Here is a 15281-nt window from a genome sequence, read left to right as displayed (position 1 = left end):
ATTCTCACATGACAGGCGCCAGGGAGCGGTTGACAGGCTGTGCGCTTTCGCTGCTGCTAGTTGCCCTGTCGCTATTGGCCAGCCCTGCCCAGGCGGATGGTTCGGCCACCTCCGCACAGGCCCAGCAGCGTGCCAGGGCGGTGACCCAGGTGGTCCTGGGTATCCTCAGCTATGCGCGCTGGCCGACCGAGCCAGTACCCTTGCGCCTGTGCCTGGTCGGCCCTACCGAATACGCCGACGACCTGATCAAGGGCAGTCTGCAGAACTCCGGCCAACCCTTGCAGGTACGCCGCCTGCTGGCCGACGACCGGCAGGTCGCCCAAGCCTGCGACGCCGTGTACATCGGCAAGCTCGACGATGCCCAGCGTGATCGTCTGTTTCAGGCCATCACTGGCCAGCCGGTACTGAGCATCAGCGAAGCCGACGACCCGTGCACGGTCGGTAGCCTGTTCTGCCTGCGCGTCGGCGATCAGCAGGTGGCTTTCGAGGTAAACCTCGATTCCGTGGCGCGTTCCGGCGTGCGTATCCACCCCAGTGTGCTGCAGCTGTCACGGCGTCGCGGAGCTATGCCATGAAAAGCCCGGCCATGAACAGCTCAGCCAGCAAGGCCGACAAGAAGCGCGGCGTGCGCCCGACCTTGCGCTCGGTGCTCGGCCGTGGCCACCTCAGCGTGGCCGTGATGGCGGTGGGCCTGGCCGGTATCTCGCTGACGCTGCTCGGCGTGTTGGCTCTGCGTGTATACGCCAACCACAACCTCCACCTGATTGCCCGTTCGATCAACTACACCGTCGAAGCTGCCGTGGTGTTCGACGACAGCGCTGCGGCCAATGAGGCACTGGAACTGATCGCCAAGACCGAAGAAGTGGCGGACGCCAAGGTCTTCAACAACGACGGGGAGCAGTTGGCACATTGGCAGCGCGGCGATGAAGGGGTGCTCGGGCGCCTTGAGGCGCAAGTGGCGACGACCTTGCTGGATGAGCCGATCAACCTGCCAATCCTGCACCAGCAACAAAAGGTCGGGCATATCGAGCTGATCGGCCAGGGCCGCAGCCTGCTGCTGTTCCTGCTCAGCGGACTGGGCGGCATCCTGTTCTGCACGATCCTCAGTGCCTTCGTCGCCTTGTACCTGTCGCGGCGCTTGCTCGGTGACATCGTTCGGCCCCTGCGCGGCCTGGCCAGCGTGGCCCATGCCGCCCGTCGCGAACGCAGTTTCGACCGCCGGGTGCCAGAGGCGCCCATTGCCGAGCTCAACGAGTTGGGCAACGACTTCAACGCGTTGCTCGATGAGCTGGAGGTCTGGCACAGCCACCTGCAGAACGAGAACGCGACCCTGGCTCACCAGGCCAGCCACGACAGCCTCACCGGCCTGCCCAACCGCGCCTTCTTCGAGGGCCGTCTCAGCCGCAGCCTACGCAACGCCGCACGGCAGCAAGACCATTTGGCGTTGCTGTTCCTCGACAGTGACCACTTCAAGCAGATCAACGACAGCCTCGGCCATGCCGTGGGCGACGAAGTGCTGATCAACATCGCCGACCGCGTGCGTGCGCAGCTGCGCGAGCACGACCTGGTGGCCCGCCTGGGCGGTGACGAGTTCGCTGTATTGTTGACCCCGCTGCACGCTCGCGAGGACGCCGAACGCATCGCCGAGAAGATCATCGCCAGCATGCAGTTGCCGATGCTGCTCGAGGGCGGCGAAAGCCTCACCACGTCGCTCAGTGTCGGCATCGCCTATTACCCGGATGATGGCAGCGACCCTGCCAGCCTCCTCAATGCCGCCGATGCGGCGATGTACCAGGCCAAGCGCAAGCGTCGTGGCCAGTGGCAAGCGGCGCAGACGGAACGGTCCGCCGCCGATTTCAGGAACAGGAGTTGAACCGTGATACAGCGTTTGCGTTTTTCGTTCGTCCTGATGTTGCTGGCTATGCTGGCGTTGACTGGGTGCCAGAGCACGCCCCCAAAAGGGCTGACCGCCGAGCAGATTGCCGTGCTCAAGCGTGAAGGCTTTGCCCCCACCGACGAGGGCTGGGCGTTCGACCTGTCGGGCAAGGTGCTGTTCGGCAGCGACCTGGACAGGCTCAATGGCCCGAGCCAGGCGATCGTCGAGCGGATCGGCAAGGCCTTGCTGGGCGTGGGTATTCAGCGTTTGCGGGTTGATGGCCATGCCGATGCCTCGGGCAAAGCGGCGTACAACCAGCAGCTGTCCGAGCGACGGGCGCAGAGTGTGGCCAACGCGTTGATCGACGTTGGCATGCTGGCGCAGAACATCCGTACCCGTGGGCTGGGCAGCACGCAGCCGGTGGCGGACAACCGCACCAGCGCCGGGCGGACCGAGAACCGCCGGGTGTCGATTGTGGTGGCGTCTTATTGACATAGCTGCAAAGAATGCAGCGAGGTGTAGCTGGCAGGTGCCTGCCTTGTGGCTTTCGGCGCCTATGAGACCGAGCGCCGCCCGCGCGGCGCATCGCGAGCTGCGCTCGCTCCTACGTTTGTTTCGGGCCAGTAATACCTGGGACAGGCGCGCGCGACCGCCTTGTAGGTACGACGCGGTGTCGCGCCATGCACTAAGGCGTTCGCGCGCAAATCCCGCAGGAGTATTTGGCCCGAAACAAACGTAGGAGCGAGCGCAGCTCGCGATGCGCCGCGCGGGCGGCGCTCGATCTGATAGGCGCTGCACATCTGTCGGCGAACACCTGGTGGCCGTGATGCGCTATCAGGCCTGGCCCATCAACGCCTCATACCCATCTCCGCATCATCCATCAGCGCCTTGGCCATCGCGCTCAGGTAGTGCGAAGCCCAGATCATCATCGGTTTCTCTTCCATCAAGCCGAGGATGGTCAGCTCGCGCACATAGCCCATCAATTCCGAGGCCTGCTCGCGGGCGTCGCGGCAAGGGATACCGGGTTCGATGCGGAACAGCGGGTGGGTCTGGTTTTCACCTTGGAAGAAGGTGGTCTTGCCGACGGTGCATTGGGTGTCGTCTGTGGGCATTGTTCATCTCCTTGAAATTTCCACCATCATCAGGATCGACGCCGGTGACTTGGGCTGCAGCAGCAACGCCTGATGCACCACTGTCGTCGCGCACAGCGCTTAGTCGGTGGCCTGGATCAGGGTGTCTTCAAGGGAATGAAAATCGTGGGGTGGATCGGGAACAATCTTTAGCATGGTGGCACTCTCTATGGGTTGGCTAGAGCCGCCACTCGTGACTTGCAGTGTGATGGGTGGCGGCCACGTACGGGTCTGCAAGACCGGCAGAGAGCAAAAATCCGGCAGGTTCGAAAACCTCCCGTACGCAGCCACCATCAAGCGCGCGCAATGGCATGCCATTGGCTATCGGTGATCGACATTTTTGCTCTGGACGGGCTTGCAGGCCCGGTCGCTGCTTTGGCAACGACCGGGCCACACTATTCCGCCGAGAACACCACCGCAATGGCCCAAGGGCGGTAGGAAGCTAATTCAGAAATGGACTACAAACAACGGGAAAAATCTGAGGTTTTGAATCAGAGGGGATCGCCTTCAGATTTTCAGCGTTTATGAGATCGAGCGCCGGCCCCATCAATCCTGAGCAAAGCGCATCTCGCGCGTCTCGCCCATCAACAATGGCGCATTCGCCTCGGTCACCCCGCGGATGTAATCCCACAGCAGGGTAATCCGCTTCAGCTTGCGCAAATCTTCCCGGCAATACATCCAGAATTGCCGCGTCACTTCGATCTCCTCCGGCAACACCGTCACCAGCCGCGCATCCTGCGCCGCGAGGAAGCACGGCAAAATCGCCAACCCACGCCCCTGCAGCGCTGCCGTGTACTGGGCTATGACACTGGTGCTGCGCAAATGCGCATTGGCATTGGGAATCATGTTGGCCAGGTACAGCAACTCCGAACTGAACGCCAGGTCGTCCACATAACTGATGAACGGGTGGCTGACCAGGTCGCTGACCTGGCGGATCGGTGCATGGCTGTCGAGGTAGTCCTGGGTCGCATAAAGCCGCAACCGATAGTCACACAGCTTGCAGCACACATAAGGCCCATGCTCCGGCCGTTCCAGGGCAATGACGATGTCTGCCTCTCGTTTGGACAGGCTGATGAAGTGCGGCAGCGGCAGGATATCCACCGAGATCGCCGGGTAGGCATCGACGAAATGGCTTAATTGTGGGGTGACGAAAAAGCTGCCAAAGCCCTCGGTGCAGCCCATGCGCACATGCCCCGACAGCGCCACGCCGGAGCCGGAGACCTGTTCGCAGGCCATGTGCAAGGTGCTCTCGATCGACTCTGCATAGCCCAGCAGGCGCTGCCCCTCGGCGGTCAGCACGAAGCCATTGGTGCGTGACTTTTCGAACAGCAGCGTGCCCAACGCCCCCTCCAGCGAGCTGATGCGCCGCGACACCGTGGTGTAGTCGACGGCCAGGCGTTTGGCAGCGCTGCTGGCCTTGCGCGTGCGCGCCACTTCGAGGAAGAACTTCAGGTCGTCCCAGTTCAGCGCACTGAGGGAGGTCAGGTCTTTTTGCATGTTGATCCGGTTTTTTTGTGCGTTCTTGTTGGATGTTTGCACATCTATACTCGAAAAAAGCCCCAAGGCGCCACCTCGTGTTTGCCCGGCGCTGGCGATCTCGTCCTGACAATAATTCCAAGGAGAACGCAGATGAACGCACCACAATCCCCTGACAAGACCAAGGTCGAGCAGGTCAAGTTGCTGATCGACGGCCAGTGGGTCGAGTCGAAAACCAGCGAATGGCGCGATATCGTCAACCCGGCCACCCAAGAGGTGCTGGCGCGGGTACCGTTCGCCACCGTCGAAGAAGTGGATGCCGCCGTGGCTGCTGGCCAGCGCGCCTTCAAGACCTGGCGCGACACCCCGATCGGGGCACGCATGCGCATCATGCTCAAGCTGCAGGCGCTGATCCGCGAACACACCAAGCGCATCGCCCAGGTACTCAGCGCCGAGCAGGGCAAGACCCTTGCCGACGCCGAAGGCGACATTTTCCGCGGCCTGGAAGTGGTCGAGCATGCGGCCTCCATCGGCACCCTACAGATGGGCGAGTTCGCCGAGAACGTTGCCGGTGGCGTGGACACCTACACCCTGCGCCAGCCGATCGGTGTGTGCGCTGGCATCACCCCGTTCAACTTCCCGGCGATGATCCCGCTGTGGATGTTCCCGATGGCCATCGTCTGCGGCAACACCTTCGTCCTCAAACCCTCCGAGCAGGATCCACTGTCGACCATGCTGCTGGTCGAGCTGGCGCTGGAAGCCGGTGTGCCTGCCGGTGTGCTGAACGTGGTGCACGGCGGCAAGCAAGTGGTGGATGCGATCTGCACTCACCAGGACATCAAGGCGATTTCCTTCGTCGGCTCCACCGAAGTCGGCACCCACGTGTACAACCTGGCCAGCCAGCACGGCAAACGCGTGCAGTCGATGATGGGCGCGAAGAACCACGCCGTGGTGCTGCCCGACGCCAACCGCACGCAAACCGTCAACGCCCTGGTCGGTGCCGCCTTCGGCGCAGCAGGCCAGCGCTGCATGGCCACCTCGGTGGCGGTGCTGGTGGGCAAGGCGCGTGAGTGGCTGCCGGACATCAAGGACGCGGCGAGCAAGCTCAAGGTCAACGCCGGTTGCGAGCCTGGCACCGATGTCGGCCCGGTGGTTTCCAAACGCGCCAAGGAGCGGGTGCTGGGCCTGATCGAAAGCGGCATTCAGGAAGGCGCCAAGCTCGAACTCGATGGCCGTGGTGTGAAGGTGCCAGGCTACGAGCAAGGCAACTTCGTCGGCCCGACCCTGTTCTCGGGGGTGAAAACCGACATGCAGGTGTACACCCAGGAAATCTTCGGCCCAGTGCTGGTGACCTTGGAAGTCGACACCCTTGACGAAGCCATTGCCCTGGTCAACGCCAACCCGTTCGGCAACGGCACTGGCCTGTTTACCCAGAGCGGCGCGGCGGCGCGCAAGTTCCAGAGCGAGATCGACATCGGCCAGGTCGGTATCAACATCCCGATTCCGGTACCGGTACCGTTCTTCAGCTTCACCGGCTCGCGGGGTTCCAAGCTCGGCGACCTGGGCCCGTACGGCAAGCAAGTGGTGCAGTTCTACACTCAGACCAAGACCGTCACCGCCCGCTGGTTCGATGACGACAGCGTCAACGACGGTGTGAACACCACCATCAGCCTGCGCTAAGGAGCTTGTCATGCGTATCGCATTCATCGGCCTGGGCAACATGGGCGCGCCCATGGCCCGCAACCTGATCAAGGCCGGGCACCAGCTGAACCTGTTTGACCTGAACAAGACCGTGCTGGCCGAGCTCGCTGAGCTGGGCGGGCAGGTCAGCGCCTCGCCGAAGGACGCGGCGGCCAGCAGCGAGCTGGTGATCACCATGCTGCCGGCGGCAGCCCATGTGCGCGCCGTATACCTCAACGAAGACGACGGTGTGCTGGCGGGCATTCGCCCGGGCACGCCGACGCTGGACTGCAGCACCATCGACCCGCAGACCGCGCGTGATGTGTCCAAGGCCGCTGCGGCAAAAGGTGTGGACATGGGCGATGCGCCGGTGTCCGGGGGGACCGGCGGCGCGGCGGCCGGTACGCTGACCTTCATGGTCGGCGCCAGCAATGAGCTGTTCGCCACGTTCAAGCCGGTGCTGGAGCAGATGGGCCGCAACATCGTGCACTGCGGTGAAGTGGGTACCGGGCAGATCGCCAAGATCTGCAACAACCTGCTGTTGGGTATCTCGATGATCGGCGTGTCCGAGGCCATGGCCTTGGGCAATGCGCTGGGTATCGACACCAAGGTGCTGGCGGGGATCATCAACAGTTCGACCGGGCGTTGCTGGAGCTCCGATACCTACAACCCATGGCCGGGCATCATCGAGACCGCCCCCGCGTCGCGTGGGTATACCGGTGGCTTTGGTGCCGAACTGATGCTCAAGGACCTGGGGCTGGCCACCGAGGCTGCGCGTCAGGCGCACCAGCCGGTCATTTTGGGTGCCGTGGCCCAGCAGCTGTATCAGGCGATGAGCCTGCGTGGTGAAGGCGGCAAGGATTTCTCGGCGATCGTCGAGGGTTACCGCAAGAAGGATTGACGAGCGAGGACTTTATCGCGGGCCGGGCGGCCTTCCCTCTGTAACTGCGCACCAGAGGGAAGGGCACCCTTCCTGCGATGTTTTTTATCAGGCGAAGACGAAATACTTGCGCACGGTCTCGACCACTTCCCAGGTACCTTTCATCCCCGGTTCGATCACGAACACATCACCCGCTTTCAGGTGCTTCGGCTCTTCGCCTTCCGGGGTGATGATGCAGTAGCCATCGAGGAAGTGACAGAACTCCCACTTCTCGTAGTTGACCTCGAACTTGCCCGGGGTGCAGATCCAGGTGCCCATGATCTTGCTGCCGTCGGCCGACAGGTAGGCGTTGAGGTTGACGGTGTGCGGATCGCCGCCGATGCGCTTCCACTTGGTGGCGTCCACGACCGGCGTCGGGCAGGTTTCGCGCAGGACGGTGATGAAATCGGACATGGCACAACTCCTGGTGACTGGCTGAATGACTCGTCACCATAGGGCCATCCGCCGAGCCGCAGTTGCCTGGGCTCGACGTCCAGCTGCCTGCCCGCGCTATGCCAGGGCGTTGACCTCGACGGTGATATGGGCCAGTTCCTGGTGCACGCCCAGTGCCTGGCGCACGCTGTCGGCGCTCAGTGCGGCCTGGGTGGCCAAGCTGAGGATGCAGGCGTACTGGTCCTTACCCACGCGCCACACGTGCAGGTCGGTGATGGTGGCGGGCACCGGCAGTTCGGCGACCACCTCGCGAATCTCCTCGACCACCGGCGCATCCATCTCGGCATCCAGCAAGACGCGGCCGGTATCGCGCAGCAGGCCACGGGCCCAGAGCGCCACCAGCACGGCACCGACCAGGCCCATCACCGGGTCGAGCCAACTGGCGCCCCAGAACTTGCCGGCCAGCAGGGCGACGATCGCCAGCACCGACGTGGCGGCGTCGGCGATCACGTGCAGGTAGGCCGAGCGCAGGTTCAGGTCGTGGTGATGATGGCCGTGGTGATGATGGCCATGGTCATGGTGGTGATGATCGTGGTCGTCGCGCAGCAGCCAGGCGCAGATCAGGTTCACGGCCAGGCCGATCACCGCGATGAAGATCGCCTCGTCATAGTGGATAGGCCCTGGCGTCAGCAGGCGCTCGGCCGACTGGAAGGCCATCAGCCCGGCCACACCGAGCAGCAGCAGGGCGCTGGAGTAGCCGCCGAGGATCTCGATCTTCAGGTGCCAAAAGCGAAGCGTTGGTCCTTGGCATAACGACGCGCGGCAGCGTAGGCCAGCAGCGACAGTCCGAGGGCCAGGGCGTGCGAGCTCATGTGCCAGCCGTCGGCGAGCAGGGCCATGGAGTTGAAGAACCAACCCCCGGCGATTTCCGCCACCATCATGATCGCCGTCAGCCACACGGCCAGGCGTGTCTTGCGCTCGGCGCCAAGGTTGCTGGTATGGAACTGGTGGCTGTGCTGCCAGCGGCCTGAGGTTTGTGTCGCCATGGTTTATCATGCTCCCGGAATGTCGAGAAATATACTATACCCCAGTATACCTAGCATGGTGTGAAAGCGAATGGCACATACGATCAAGAGCAAGAAGCAGCTGCTGACCCGCGTGCGCAAGATCAAAGGCCAGGCCGCTGCTCTGGAGACCGCGCTGGAGCAAGACAAGGACTGCCTGGCGATCCTCCAGCAGATCGCCGCCGTGCGCGGCGCGGTGAACGGGCTGATGACCGAGGTGATGGAAGGGCACATCCGCGAACACCTGGTGGCGGAAGGGCTGAGTACAGAGGAACGGCAGGAAGAGGCGGACAAGGTGGCGGCGTTGTTGCGGTCTTATCTGAAGTGATACCCCCTGGGGGTATACGGTAGGAATGTAGGCTTCCTACAGAGCTATAAGTTGAAGCCTACAAGGTGATATGAACCATCCGCTGGTCGCTGGAAGTGCGCGTAGTGTGTACTGCGCTTCGTTTTGGTTAATTCGGTGTGTATCATACACATCGACTGCCGAAGGAAGAGTGAATGCGCAGTCGTGAAGTGATCCTGCTCATTGAGGCGGACGGGTGGTATGAAGTCGAGGTGAAGGGCAGCCATCACCAGTTCAGGCATCCGTTCAAGAAGGGGAGGGTGACAGTTCCTCATCCCAAGAGCGATCTGCCTAAAGGCACCGTACACAGCATCTTGAAACAAGCTGGCTTGAAGCAGTCCAGTGGCTTCGGCAGCTCGAACATCAGTGGAGACGCGCAATGAAATTTCCGGTGGTATTGCACAAGGACGCCGATTCGGACTACGGAGTGACCGTTCCCGATGTGCCAGGTTGCTTCTCTGCCGGTGCGAATGTCGCTCAAGCGCTGGAAAACGTTCAGGAGGCGCTGGCGCTTCATTTCGAAGGCTTGGTTGCTGATAACGAAGCGCTTCCGCAAGCGCAGGAAGTCGACGTCCATGTGGCGAATCCCGATTATGCAGGTGGGGTCTGGGCTGTCGTTGATTTTGATGTCACGCCGTATCTGGGCAAGGCCGTGCGGTTCAATGCAACACTGCCGGAAAACCTGCTGCAGCGGATCGACGAAAAAGTGAAGCGTGATCATCGGTATGCCTCCCGTTCCGGATTTCTCGCCTCGGCTGCACTGCGAGAGCTGGCGCTCGCGCACTGAACAACGAGTCGATTTTGGAATCCATCAATTGTGGAAGTGCGTGAATCGGGGCGCCGAACCGCCGCAAATACGTCAGCTCAGGTGACGTTGGACATTCACGCTTGCATCAATCGCTCGACCAACCCCGCCGCATAGCCCGGTAACCCGGCAAAATCCCGCGCACACAACAGCAACCGCCGGTTGGCCCAGTCTTCCCGCAGTGCCACCCAATGCATCGGCAACACGCCCTTCCAGCGCTGCAACGATGCCAGCGGCACCACGCCGATACCAGCGCCACGGGCAACCATGCGTATCACCCCGTCAAACCCTTCGGCCCGCACCCGGACCTGCATGCGATGGCCTTCGCGCAGGGCCTGTTCCTCCAGATACAACGCCAAGGCACTGTTCACCCCCAGCCCGACATGGCCATGGGCAAGGCAGTCGCAAAAGCTCGGGGCGGGCTCTGCGGCGAGGGGATGATCCAGTGGTGTTACCAGCACCAGCGGGTCATCGCGAAAGGGCAGGGTCTGCAGATGCGCGCTGGGCGCGGCGGTGGAAATGATGCCCAGGTCAGCCATGCCCTGAGTGATCGACTGCACAATACGCAGGCTCGGCAGCTCCTGCACATCGATGCTGATCCCAGGGTTGTCGGCAAGGTAGCTGGCCAGCAGCTCCGGCAGGTACTCGGTCAGCGCCGCCGTGTTGCACAGCAGCCGCACCTGGCCTTGCTGGCCGCGTGCATAGTGGGCCAGGTCGAACTGCAGGCGCTCGACCTGCTGGCCGATCAGCCGTGCATGTTGCAGCAGTGCTTGCCCGGCGGGCGTCGGCTGCACGCCACGGCGGTTGCGCTCAAGCAACGGCGTTCCCAGCGAGGCCTCCATGGCGCGGATACGTGCACTGGCCGCTGGCAGCGAAAGATGGCTGCGGCGGGCGCCGGCGGTGATGTTGCCGCATTCGGCGGTGTGCTGGAAAAGCCGGAGGTCGATCAGGTCGAAATGCATCTGCCTCTGTCCTGGCGAGAGTCTGGCTGAGTATATGGCAGATTTTCAGTCCAATCGCTGCGCGCCATCATGGCGGCCATGGATACCTTGATCGCTTTCTACCAGAACATAGGCCCGGCATTGACGCTGCTGGTGGTCATCACCTTCCTGCTGGCCGGTGCTGTCAAAGGTGTGATCGGCCTCGGCCTGCCGACCATCGCCATGGGCTTGCTGGGGCTGGCTATGCCACCGGCGCAGGCTGCGGCGCTTCTGATCGTTCCGTCGACGCTGACCAACCTCTGGCAACTCGCAGCCGGAGGGCATCTGCCGGCGCTGCTGCGCAGGCTTGGGCCGATGCTGGCGATGATCTTCGTCGGTACCTTGCTGGGCAGTGCCTGGTTGGGTATCAACAGCGGGCCCTGGGCGGTGCATGCGTTGGGGGCGGCGCTGGTGATCTACGCGCTGTACGGGTTGGCAGGCCCGGCGTTGCGGGTAGCGCCGAAGCAGGAAGGCTGGCTGGGGCCGGTCTGTGGGCTGGTGACCGGTGTGGTCACTTCGGCCACTGGAGTGTTCGTAATGCCTGCGGTGCCTTACCTGCAGAGCCTGGGCCTGAGCCGCGACGAGATGATCCAGGCACTGGGCCTGTCGTTCACGGTCTCGACCCTGGCGCTGGCCTTTGGCCTGGCGGGGCAGGATGCCCTGGGTGGGCAAGCGCTGGGTGCTTCGTTGCTGATGCTGGCGCCGGCGTTGCTGGGCATGCTCGCGGGGCAGTGGCTGCGCCAGCGCATCAGCGCAGCGCTGTTCAAGCGCTGCTTCTTCATAGGCCTGGCCGCGTTGGGCGGCCATCTGCTGATCAACGGTTAGCGGACGAGGCGCTGAGCATGACGATCGGCTGGATGTCGAAATCGCGCTCCAGGTAGTCCATGCGTTTTTCGAAGAACTCGACCATGTGCGGCAGTGCCGAGTGCACGTCCAGCGCAGCCTTGTCGGCCCACACCTCATAGAACACGAACAGGCTCGGGTCCTGCTGGTCGCGCAGCATGTGGTATTCGATGCAGCCCGGTTCCTGGCGGCTGGGTTCGACGTAGGCGCGGAACAGGGTTTCGAAGGCTTCGGCCATTTCCGGACGGGTCTTGGCCTTGAGGATGAATGCGTGCTGCTGACTCATTGATCGTACTCACTGAAGAAGGGTGAATCGATTTTACGGCAATAATTAAGTCTGTATTCGTGACTTCAGGTCAATTGTATTTTGCCCTGTACCTGCTGTATCCCACGCCCACGAGCCATTACTGTGCCGGTCATCCATTTATGACCCCGAGGCCCAGCATGAAAAAGATCCTTCTGCTTAATGGCGGCAAACAGTTCGCTCACTCCGACGGCCGTCTCAACCAGACCCTGCACGACGCCGCCCTGGTCCATCTGGACCGTGCCGGTTTCGATGTACAGCAGACTTTCATCGACGGTGGTTACGACGCCCAGGCCGAGGTCGAGAAATTCCTCTGGGCCGATGTGATCATCTACCAGATGCCAGGCTGGTGGATGGGCGCACCGTGGACCGTGAAGAAATACATCGACGATGTCTTCACCGCCGGCCACGGCAGCCTCTATGCCAACGATGGCCGCACCCGTTCCGACCATTCGCAGAAGTACGGCAGCGGTGGCCTGGTGCACGGCAAGCAGTACATGCTGTCGTTGACCTGGAATGCGCCACAGCAAGCGTTCGATGACCCGAGCGACTTCTTCGAGGGTAAGGGCGTGGATGCGGTGTACTTCCCGTTCCACAAGGCCAACCAGTTCCTTGGCATGACCGGTCTGCCGACCTTCCTCGCGGTGGATGTGATGAAGCGCCCGGATGTGCCGACAGCCCTGGCGGCCTATGAGGCTCATCTGGACAAGGTGTTCGGCAAGGCTATCTAATTCCCGCACGGACCCAGCACAGGCGCTCAAGTGAAAACCCGATCCGAAGAACTCCAGGTATTCGTCGCCGTCATCGACTGCGGCTCGATCTCCGCCGCCGCCGAGCAGATGGGCCAGACCCCGTCGGCCGTCAGCCGCACGCTGTCACGCCTGGAGACCAAGCTCGGCACCACCCTGGTCAATCGCACTACCCGGCGCATGGACCTGACCGAAGAGGGCCGCTTCTTTCTTGAACGCGCGCGCCGGGTGCTGGAACAGATGGACGAGATGGAGGAGCATCTGTCGATGAACCGCCAGACGCCCTCCGGGCGCCTGCGCATCAATGCCGCCGCACCGTTCATGCTGCATGCCATCCTGCCGTGGATCGGCGAATTCCGTCGCCAATACCCGGCCATCGAGCTGGAACTGAACACCGACGACCTGATCATCGATCTGCTGGAACAGAGCACCGATGTGGCCATCCGCATCGGTGACCTCGCCGACTCCAGCCTGCATGCCCGTTCGCTCGGCTGCAGCCCGGTTCAGGTACTGGCGAGCCCGGAGTACCTGGAACAACACGGCACGCCGGAAAAGGTCGAAGACCTGAACAGCCACGCTCTGCTCGGCTTCAGCCAGCCCGAGTCGCTCAACCAGTGGCCGTTGCGCCACGCCCAGGGTGACCGTTGGAGCATTCGCCCGGCGCTGATCGCCTCCAGCGGCGAGACCCTGCGCCAGCTGGCGCTGGCCGGGGAGGGCATCGTCGCCCTGTCGCACTTCATGACCCACGAAGACATCCGCGCCGGTCGCCTCAAAGTGCTGCTGAGCGACGCCAATAACGGCTACCGCCAGCCGATCCACGCGGTGTACTACCGCAACACGCAGCTGGCCCTGCGTATCCAGTGCTTCCTCGATTTCATCCAGCGCAAACTGGCGATGTACGCCTGCTGAGTTGCCTGAACGCGACAGATCCTGTCCACAGGCGGCGAAACTTCCTACGGTTGATTGCACAGTCAGAGCGCTTCGGCCTTACTGACTGCTCAACAAAAACAACACCAAGGAAGTGTCATGCGTATTGTCCCGTTCCAGTGCCTGGCTCTGACAGCCGCGCTCCTGAGCTGTTCCTCGACTTTCGCCGCCACGTTGGAAGGCGGCGCTGTCGCCGCGCCCGATCAATATGGTGCACAGGTAGCCGCCGACATTCTCAAGAAGGGCGGCAACGCGGTGGATGCGGCGGTGGCCACTGCCTTCACCCTGGCGGTGACCTACCCCGAGGCGGGCAACATCGGCGGCGGTGGCTTCATGACCCTGTTCGTCGACGGCAAGCCGTACTTCCTCGACTACCGCGAAGTGGCGCCCAAGGCCGCCACGCGCAACATGTACCTGGATGACAAGGGCGAGGTTATCGAGAACCTGAGCCTGGTCGGCGTGCGCGCCGCAGGCGTGCCTGGCACGGTGATGGGGCTGTGGGAAGCCCACCAGAAGTTCGGCAAGCTGCCCTGGAGCGAGTTGCTGACCCCGGCCATCGGTTATGCGAAAAACGGCTTCAAGGTCGCCGAGAAGCAGTACCAGTACCGCAATGATGCCCAGGGCATGTTCAAGACCGCGACCAACTTCAACGATTACTTCGGCAACATGAAAGTCGGTGAGCTGTTCAAACAGCCGGAAATGGCCCAGACACTCGAACGCATTGCCGACAAGGGGGTGAGCGAGTTCTACCAAGGCAAGACCGCCGACCTGCTGGTGGCGCAGATGCAGGCCGACAAGGGCTTGGTCACCAAGGAAGACCTGAAGGACTACAAGGCCGTGTGGCGCGAACCGATCGCCATCAGCTGGCGCGGCAATGTGGTCTACACCGCGCCACCCCCAAGCTCCGGTGGCGTGGCCCTGGCCCAGTTGCTGGGCATCAAGGAAGACCGCGCGGCCGACTTCAAGGGTGTGGCGCACAACTCGGCGCAGTACATCCACCTGCTTTCGGAGATTGAAAAACGCGTGTTCGCCGACCGTGCCGATTACCTTGGCGACCCGGCGTTCACCAAGGTGCCGGTCGACCAGCTGGTGGCCAAGGACTACCTGGCCAAGCGTGCCGCGCAGGTCAACCCGAAAGCCATCTCCGAGACCGACAAGGTCAAGCCGGGCCTGGAACCGCACCAGACCACGCACTTCTCGATCGTCGACAAGCAGGGCAACGCCGTCAGCAACACCTACACCCTCAACCTCGATTACGGCAGCGGCGTAGTGGTCAAGGGCGCGGGCTTCCTGCTCAACGACGAGATGGACGACTTCAGCGCCAAGCCTGGCGCCGCCAATGCCTTTGGTGTGGTCGGCGGTGACGCTAACGCCATCGAGCCGGGCAAGCGCATGCTGTCGTCGATGAGCCCGAGCCTGATGACCCGTGATGGCAAGGTCGAACTAGTGATCGGTACCCCGGGTGGCTCGCGGATCTTTACCTCGATCTTCCAGGTGATGAACAACCTGTACGACTATGGCATGCCGCTGGAGAAGGCCGTGGCGGCGCAGCGAGTGCACCATCAGTTGCTGCCCAAGGACACCATCTATTTCGACAGCTACGCGCCGCTGACCGGGCCGGTGGCTGAAGAGCTGAAGAAGATGGGTTATGTGCTGGAGGATCAGGGCTGGGAGATGGGCGATATCCAGGCGATCCGCGTGAACGGGGCGCAGCTTGAGACCGCTTCGGATCCGCGTGGGCGTGGGGTGGGGATGATCGTCAAGTAGCTCTGCATAGGCAGTGCTGACG

Annotated in this window: 17 protein-coding genes and 1 pseudogene; 12 read left to right on the top strand and 6 right to left on the bottom strand. The window is 62.6% G+C overall.

Translation table 11 applies throughout. The annotated features are described in order from the left end of the window. Positions 1-8: 8 nt before the first annotated feature. The 3 genes from yfiR to yfiB are packed head-to-tail and all read left to right on the top strand — an operon-like array spanning position 9 to position 2368. A complete protein-coding gene (gene yfiR, locus ACOKS3_RS25035; RefSeq protein ID WP_422763709.1) occupies positions 9-575 on the top strand; it encodes a regulatory sequestration protein YfiR in 567 nt (188 codons plus the stop codon). Continuing rightward, positions 572-1873, top strand: a complete 1302-nt coding sequence (gene dgcN, locus ACOKS3_RS25030; protein ID WP_374755322.1) for a diguanylate cyclase DgcN/YfiN — start codon at positions 572-574, stop codon at positions 1871-1873. Before yfiR ends, dgcN begins: the two co-directional genes overlap by 4 nt. A gap of 3 nt (positions 1874-1876) precedes the next feature. Then, positions 1877-2368 (top strand): outer membrane lipoprotein YfiB, encoded by a 492-nt coding sequence (gene yfiB / locus ACOKS3_RS25025; RefSeq protein WP_103448974.1) that lies wholly within the window; start codon positions 1877-1879, stop codon positions 2366-2368. 356 nt (positions 2369-2724) lie between these two features. Here yfiB and ACOKS3_RS25020 read toward each other — a convergent pair whose 3' ends face one another. Together ACOKS3_RS25020 and ACOKS3_RS25015 are read right to left on the bottom strand one after the other, a co-directional pair. After that, entirely contained in the window at positions 2725-2988 is a 264-nt protein-coding gene (locus ACOKS3_RS25020; protein ID WP_103448976.1) for a DUF3077 domain-containing protein, read from the bottom strand. 564 nt (positions 2989-3552) lie between these two features. After that, on the bottom strand, positions 3553-4503 hold the full coding sequence (locus tag ACOKS3_RS25015; RefSeq protein WP_103448977.1) for a LysR family transcriptional regulator: 951 nt from the start codon (positions 4501-4503) through the stop codon (positions 3553-3555). 132 nt (positions 4504-4635) lie between these two features. Here ACOKS3_RS25015 and ACOKS3_RS25010 point away from each other — a divergent pair, with 132 nt between their 5' ends. Together ACOKS3_RS25010 and mmsB are read left to right on the top strand one after the other, a co-directional pair. Then, positions 4636-6162 carry a CoA-acylating methylmalonate-semialdehyde dehydrogenase gene (locus tag ACOKS3_RS25010; protein ID WP_103448979.1) on the top strand — a complete coding sequence of 509 codons (1527 nt, stop codon included), beginning with the start codon at positions 4636-4638 and terminating at the stop codon, positions 6160-6162. Between the two features lie 10 nt (positions 6163-6172). Further along, positions 6173-7063 carry a 3-hydroxyisobutyrate dehydrogenase gene (gene mmsB, locus ACOKS3_RS25005; RefSeq protein ID WP_422763710.1) on the top strand — a complete coding sequence of 297 codons (891 nt, stop codon included), beginning with the start codon at positions 6173-6175 and terminating at the stop codon, positions 7061-7063. Positions 7064-7150: 87 nt separating this feature from the next. Here the strand turns inward: mmsB and ACOKS3_RS25000 are convergent, their stop codons facing one another. Both ACOKS3_RS25000 and dmeF read right to left on the bottom strand, forming a co-directional pair. Beyond that, entirely contained in the window at positions 7151-7495 is a 345-nt protein-coding gene (locus ACOKS3_RS25000; RefSeq protein WP_003258412.1) for a cupin domain-containing protein, read from the bottom strand. Positions 7496-7591: 96 nt separating this feature from the next. Further along, positions 7592-8520: pseudogene (dmeF, locus tag ACOKS3_RS24995) on the bottom strand (CDF family Co(II)/Ni(II) efflux transporter DmeF). Between the two features lie 70 nt (positions 8521-8590). Between dmeF and ACOKS3_RS24990 the strand changes: the two are divergent. The 3 genes from ACOKS3_RS24990 (at position 8591) to ACOKS3_RS24980 (ending at position 9671) form a co-directional block, all read left to right on the top strand. Further along, entirely contained in the window at positions 8591-8866 is a 276-nt protein-coding gene (locus ACOKS3_RS24990) for a metal/formaldehyde-sensitive transcriptional repressor (protein ID WP_060485576.1), read from the top strand. Between the two features lie 173 nt (positions 8867-9039). Then, positions 9040-9267: a type II toxin-antitoxin system HicA family toxin gene (locus ACOKS3_RS24985; RefSeq protein ID WP_103448985.1), complete on the top strand. Its 228-nt coding sequence runs from the start codon at positions 9040-9042 to the stop codon at positions 9265-9267. Further along, on the top strand, positions 9264-9671 hold the full coding sequence (locus ACOKS3_RS24980; protein WP_103448987.1) for a type II toxin-antitoxin system HicB family antitoxin: 408 nt from the start codon (positions 9264-9266) through the stop codon (positions 9669-9671). The genes ACOKS3_RS24985 and ACOKS3_RS24980 overlap by 4 nt, the downstream gene beginning before the upstream one ends. Before the next feature lie 95 nt (positions 9672-9766). On the opposite strand, the gene ACOKS3_RS24975 is transcribed toward ACOKS3_RS24980, so the two are convergent. Then, positions 9767-10651 (bottom strand): LysR family transcriptional regulator, encoded by an 885-nt coding sequence (locus ACOKS3_RS24975; protein ID WP_103448988.1) that lies wholly within the window; start codon positions 10649-10651, stop codon positions 9767-9769. Positions 10652-10729: 78 nt separating this feature from the next. On the opposite strand from ACOKS3_RS24975, the gene ACOKS3_RS24970 reads away from it, so the two are divergent. Next, on the top strand, positions 10730-11494 hold the full coding sequence (locus tag ACOKS3_RS24970) for a sulfite exporter TauE/SafE family protein (protein WP_103449872.1): 765 nt from the start codon (positions 10730-10732) through the stop codon (positions 11492-11494). Here ACOKS3_RS24970 and ACOKS3_RS24965 read toward each other — a convergent pair. Beyond that, complete coding sequence (locus ACOKS3_RS24965) at positions 11484-11798, bottom strand: putative quinol monooxygenase (RefSeq protein WP_103448989.1); 315 nt, start codon at positions 11796-11798, stop codon at positions 11484-11486. The two genes, ACOKS3_RS24970 and ACOKS3_RS24965, sit on opposite strands and share 11 nt — an antisense overlap. A gap of 158 nt (positions 11799-11956) precedes the next feature. Between ACOKS3_RS24965 and mdaB the strand changes: the two genes are divergently transcribed. The 3 genes from mdaB to ggt all read left to right on the top strand — a co-directional run bounded on the left by mdaB (position 11957) and on the right by ggt (position 15259). Then, entirely contained in the window at positions 11957-12547 is a 591-nt protein-coding gene (gene mdaB / locus ACOKS3_RS24960) for an NADPH:quinone oxidoreductase MdaB (RefSeq protein WP_103448990.1), read from the top strand. Between the two features lie 30 nt (positions 12548-12577). Then, complete coding sequence (locus ACOKS3_RS24955; protein WP_103448992.1) at positions 12578-13474, top strand: LysR family transcriptional regulator; 897 nt, start codon at positions 12578-12580, stop codon at positions 13472-13474. A gap of 117 nt (positions 13475-13591) precedes the next feature. Further along, on the top strand, positions 13592-15259 hold the full coding sequence (gene ggt / locus ACOKS3_RS24950; protein WP_103448994.1) for a gamma-glutamyltransferase: 1668 nt from the start codon (positions 13592-13594) through the stop codon (positions 15257-15259). Positions 15260-15281 lie beyond the last annotated feature (22 nt).

Origin of the sequence: Pseudomonas sp. HS6-2 (genome assembly GCF_049325675.2) — a bacterium.
Classification (GTDB): Bacteria; Pseudomonadota; Gammaproteobacteria; order Pseudomonadales; family Pseudomonadaceae; genus Aquipseudomonas; species Aquipseudomonas putida_N.
The sequence above is the reverse complement of the archived record's forward strand: the minus strand, read 5'-3'. Positions and strand labels throughout refer to the sequence as shown.

What these genes read in the sequence shown, in the direction of transcription:
- yfiR (WP_422763709.1), top strand. Translation starts at nt 9, where the DNA reads ATGACAGGCGCCAGGGAGCGGTTGACAGGCTGTGCGCTTTCGCTGCTG.
- dgcN (WP_374755322.1), top strand. Translation starts at nt 572, where the DNA reads ATGAAAAGCCCGGCCATGAACAGCTCAGCCAGCAAGGCCGACAAGAAG.
- ACOKS3_RS25020 (WP_103448976.1), bottom strand. Translation starts at nt 2,988, where the DNA reads ATGCCCACAGACGACACCCAATGCACCGTCGGCAAGACCACCTTCTTC.
- ACOKS3_RS25015 (WP_103448977.1), bottom strand. Translation starts at nt 4,503, where the DNA reads ATGCAAAAAGACCTGACCTCCCTCAGTGCGCTGAACTGGGACGACCTG.
- ACOKS3_RS25010 (WP_103448979.1), top strand. Translation starts at nt 4,636, where the DNA reads ATGAACGCACCACAATCCCCTGACAAGACCAAGGTCGAGCAGGTCAAG.
- mmsB (WP_422763710.1), top strand. Translation starts at nt 6,173, where the DNA reads ATGCGTATCGCATTCATCGGCCTGGGCAACATGGGCGCGCCCATGGCC.
- ACOKS3_RS25000 (WP_003258412.1), bottom strand. Translation starts at nt 7,495, where the DNA reads ATGTCCGATTTCATCACCGTCCTGCGCGAAACCTGCCCGACGCCGGTC.
- ACOKS3_RS24990 (WP_060485576.1), top strand. Translation starts at nt 8,591, where the DNA reads ATGGCACATACGATCAAGAGCAAGAAGCAGCTGCTGACCCGCGTGCGC.
- ACOKS3_RS24985 (WP_103448985.1), top strand. Translation starts at nt 9,040, where the DNA reads ATGCGCAGTCGTGAAGTGATCCTGCTCATTGAGGCGGACGGGTGGTAT.
- ACOKS3_RS24980 (WP_103448987.1), top strand. Translation starts at nt 9,264, where the DNA reads ATGAAATTTCCGGTGGTATTGCACAAGGACGCCGATTCGGACTACGGA.
- ACOKS3_RS24975 (WP_103448988.1), bottom strand. Translation starts at nt 10,651, where the DNA reads ATGCATTTCGACCTGATCGACCTCCGGCTTTTCCAGCACACCGCCGAA.
- ACOKS3_RS24970 (WP_103449872.1), top strand. Translation starts at nt 10,730, where the DNA reads ATGGATACCTTGATCGCTTTCTACCAGAACATAGGCCCGGCATTGACG.
- ACOKS3_RS24965 (WP_103448989.1), bottom strand. Translation starts at nt 11,798, where the DNA reads ATGAGTCAGCAGCACGCATTCATCCTCAAGGCCAAGACCCGTCCGGAA.
- mdaB (WP_103448990.1), top strand. Translation starts at nt 11,957, where the DNA reads ATGAAAAAGATCCTTCTGCTTAATGGCGGCAAACAGTTCGCTCACTCC.
- ggt (WP_103448994.1), top strand. Translation starts at nt 13,592, where the DNA reads ATGCGTATTGTCCCGTTCCAGTGCCTGGCTCTGACAGCCGCGCTCCTG.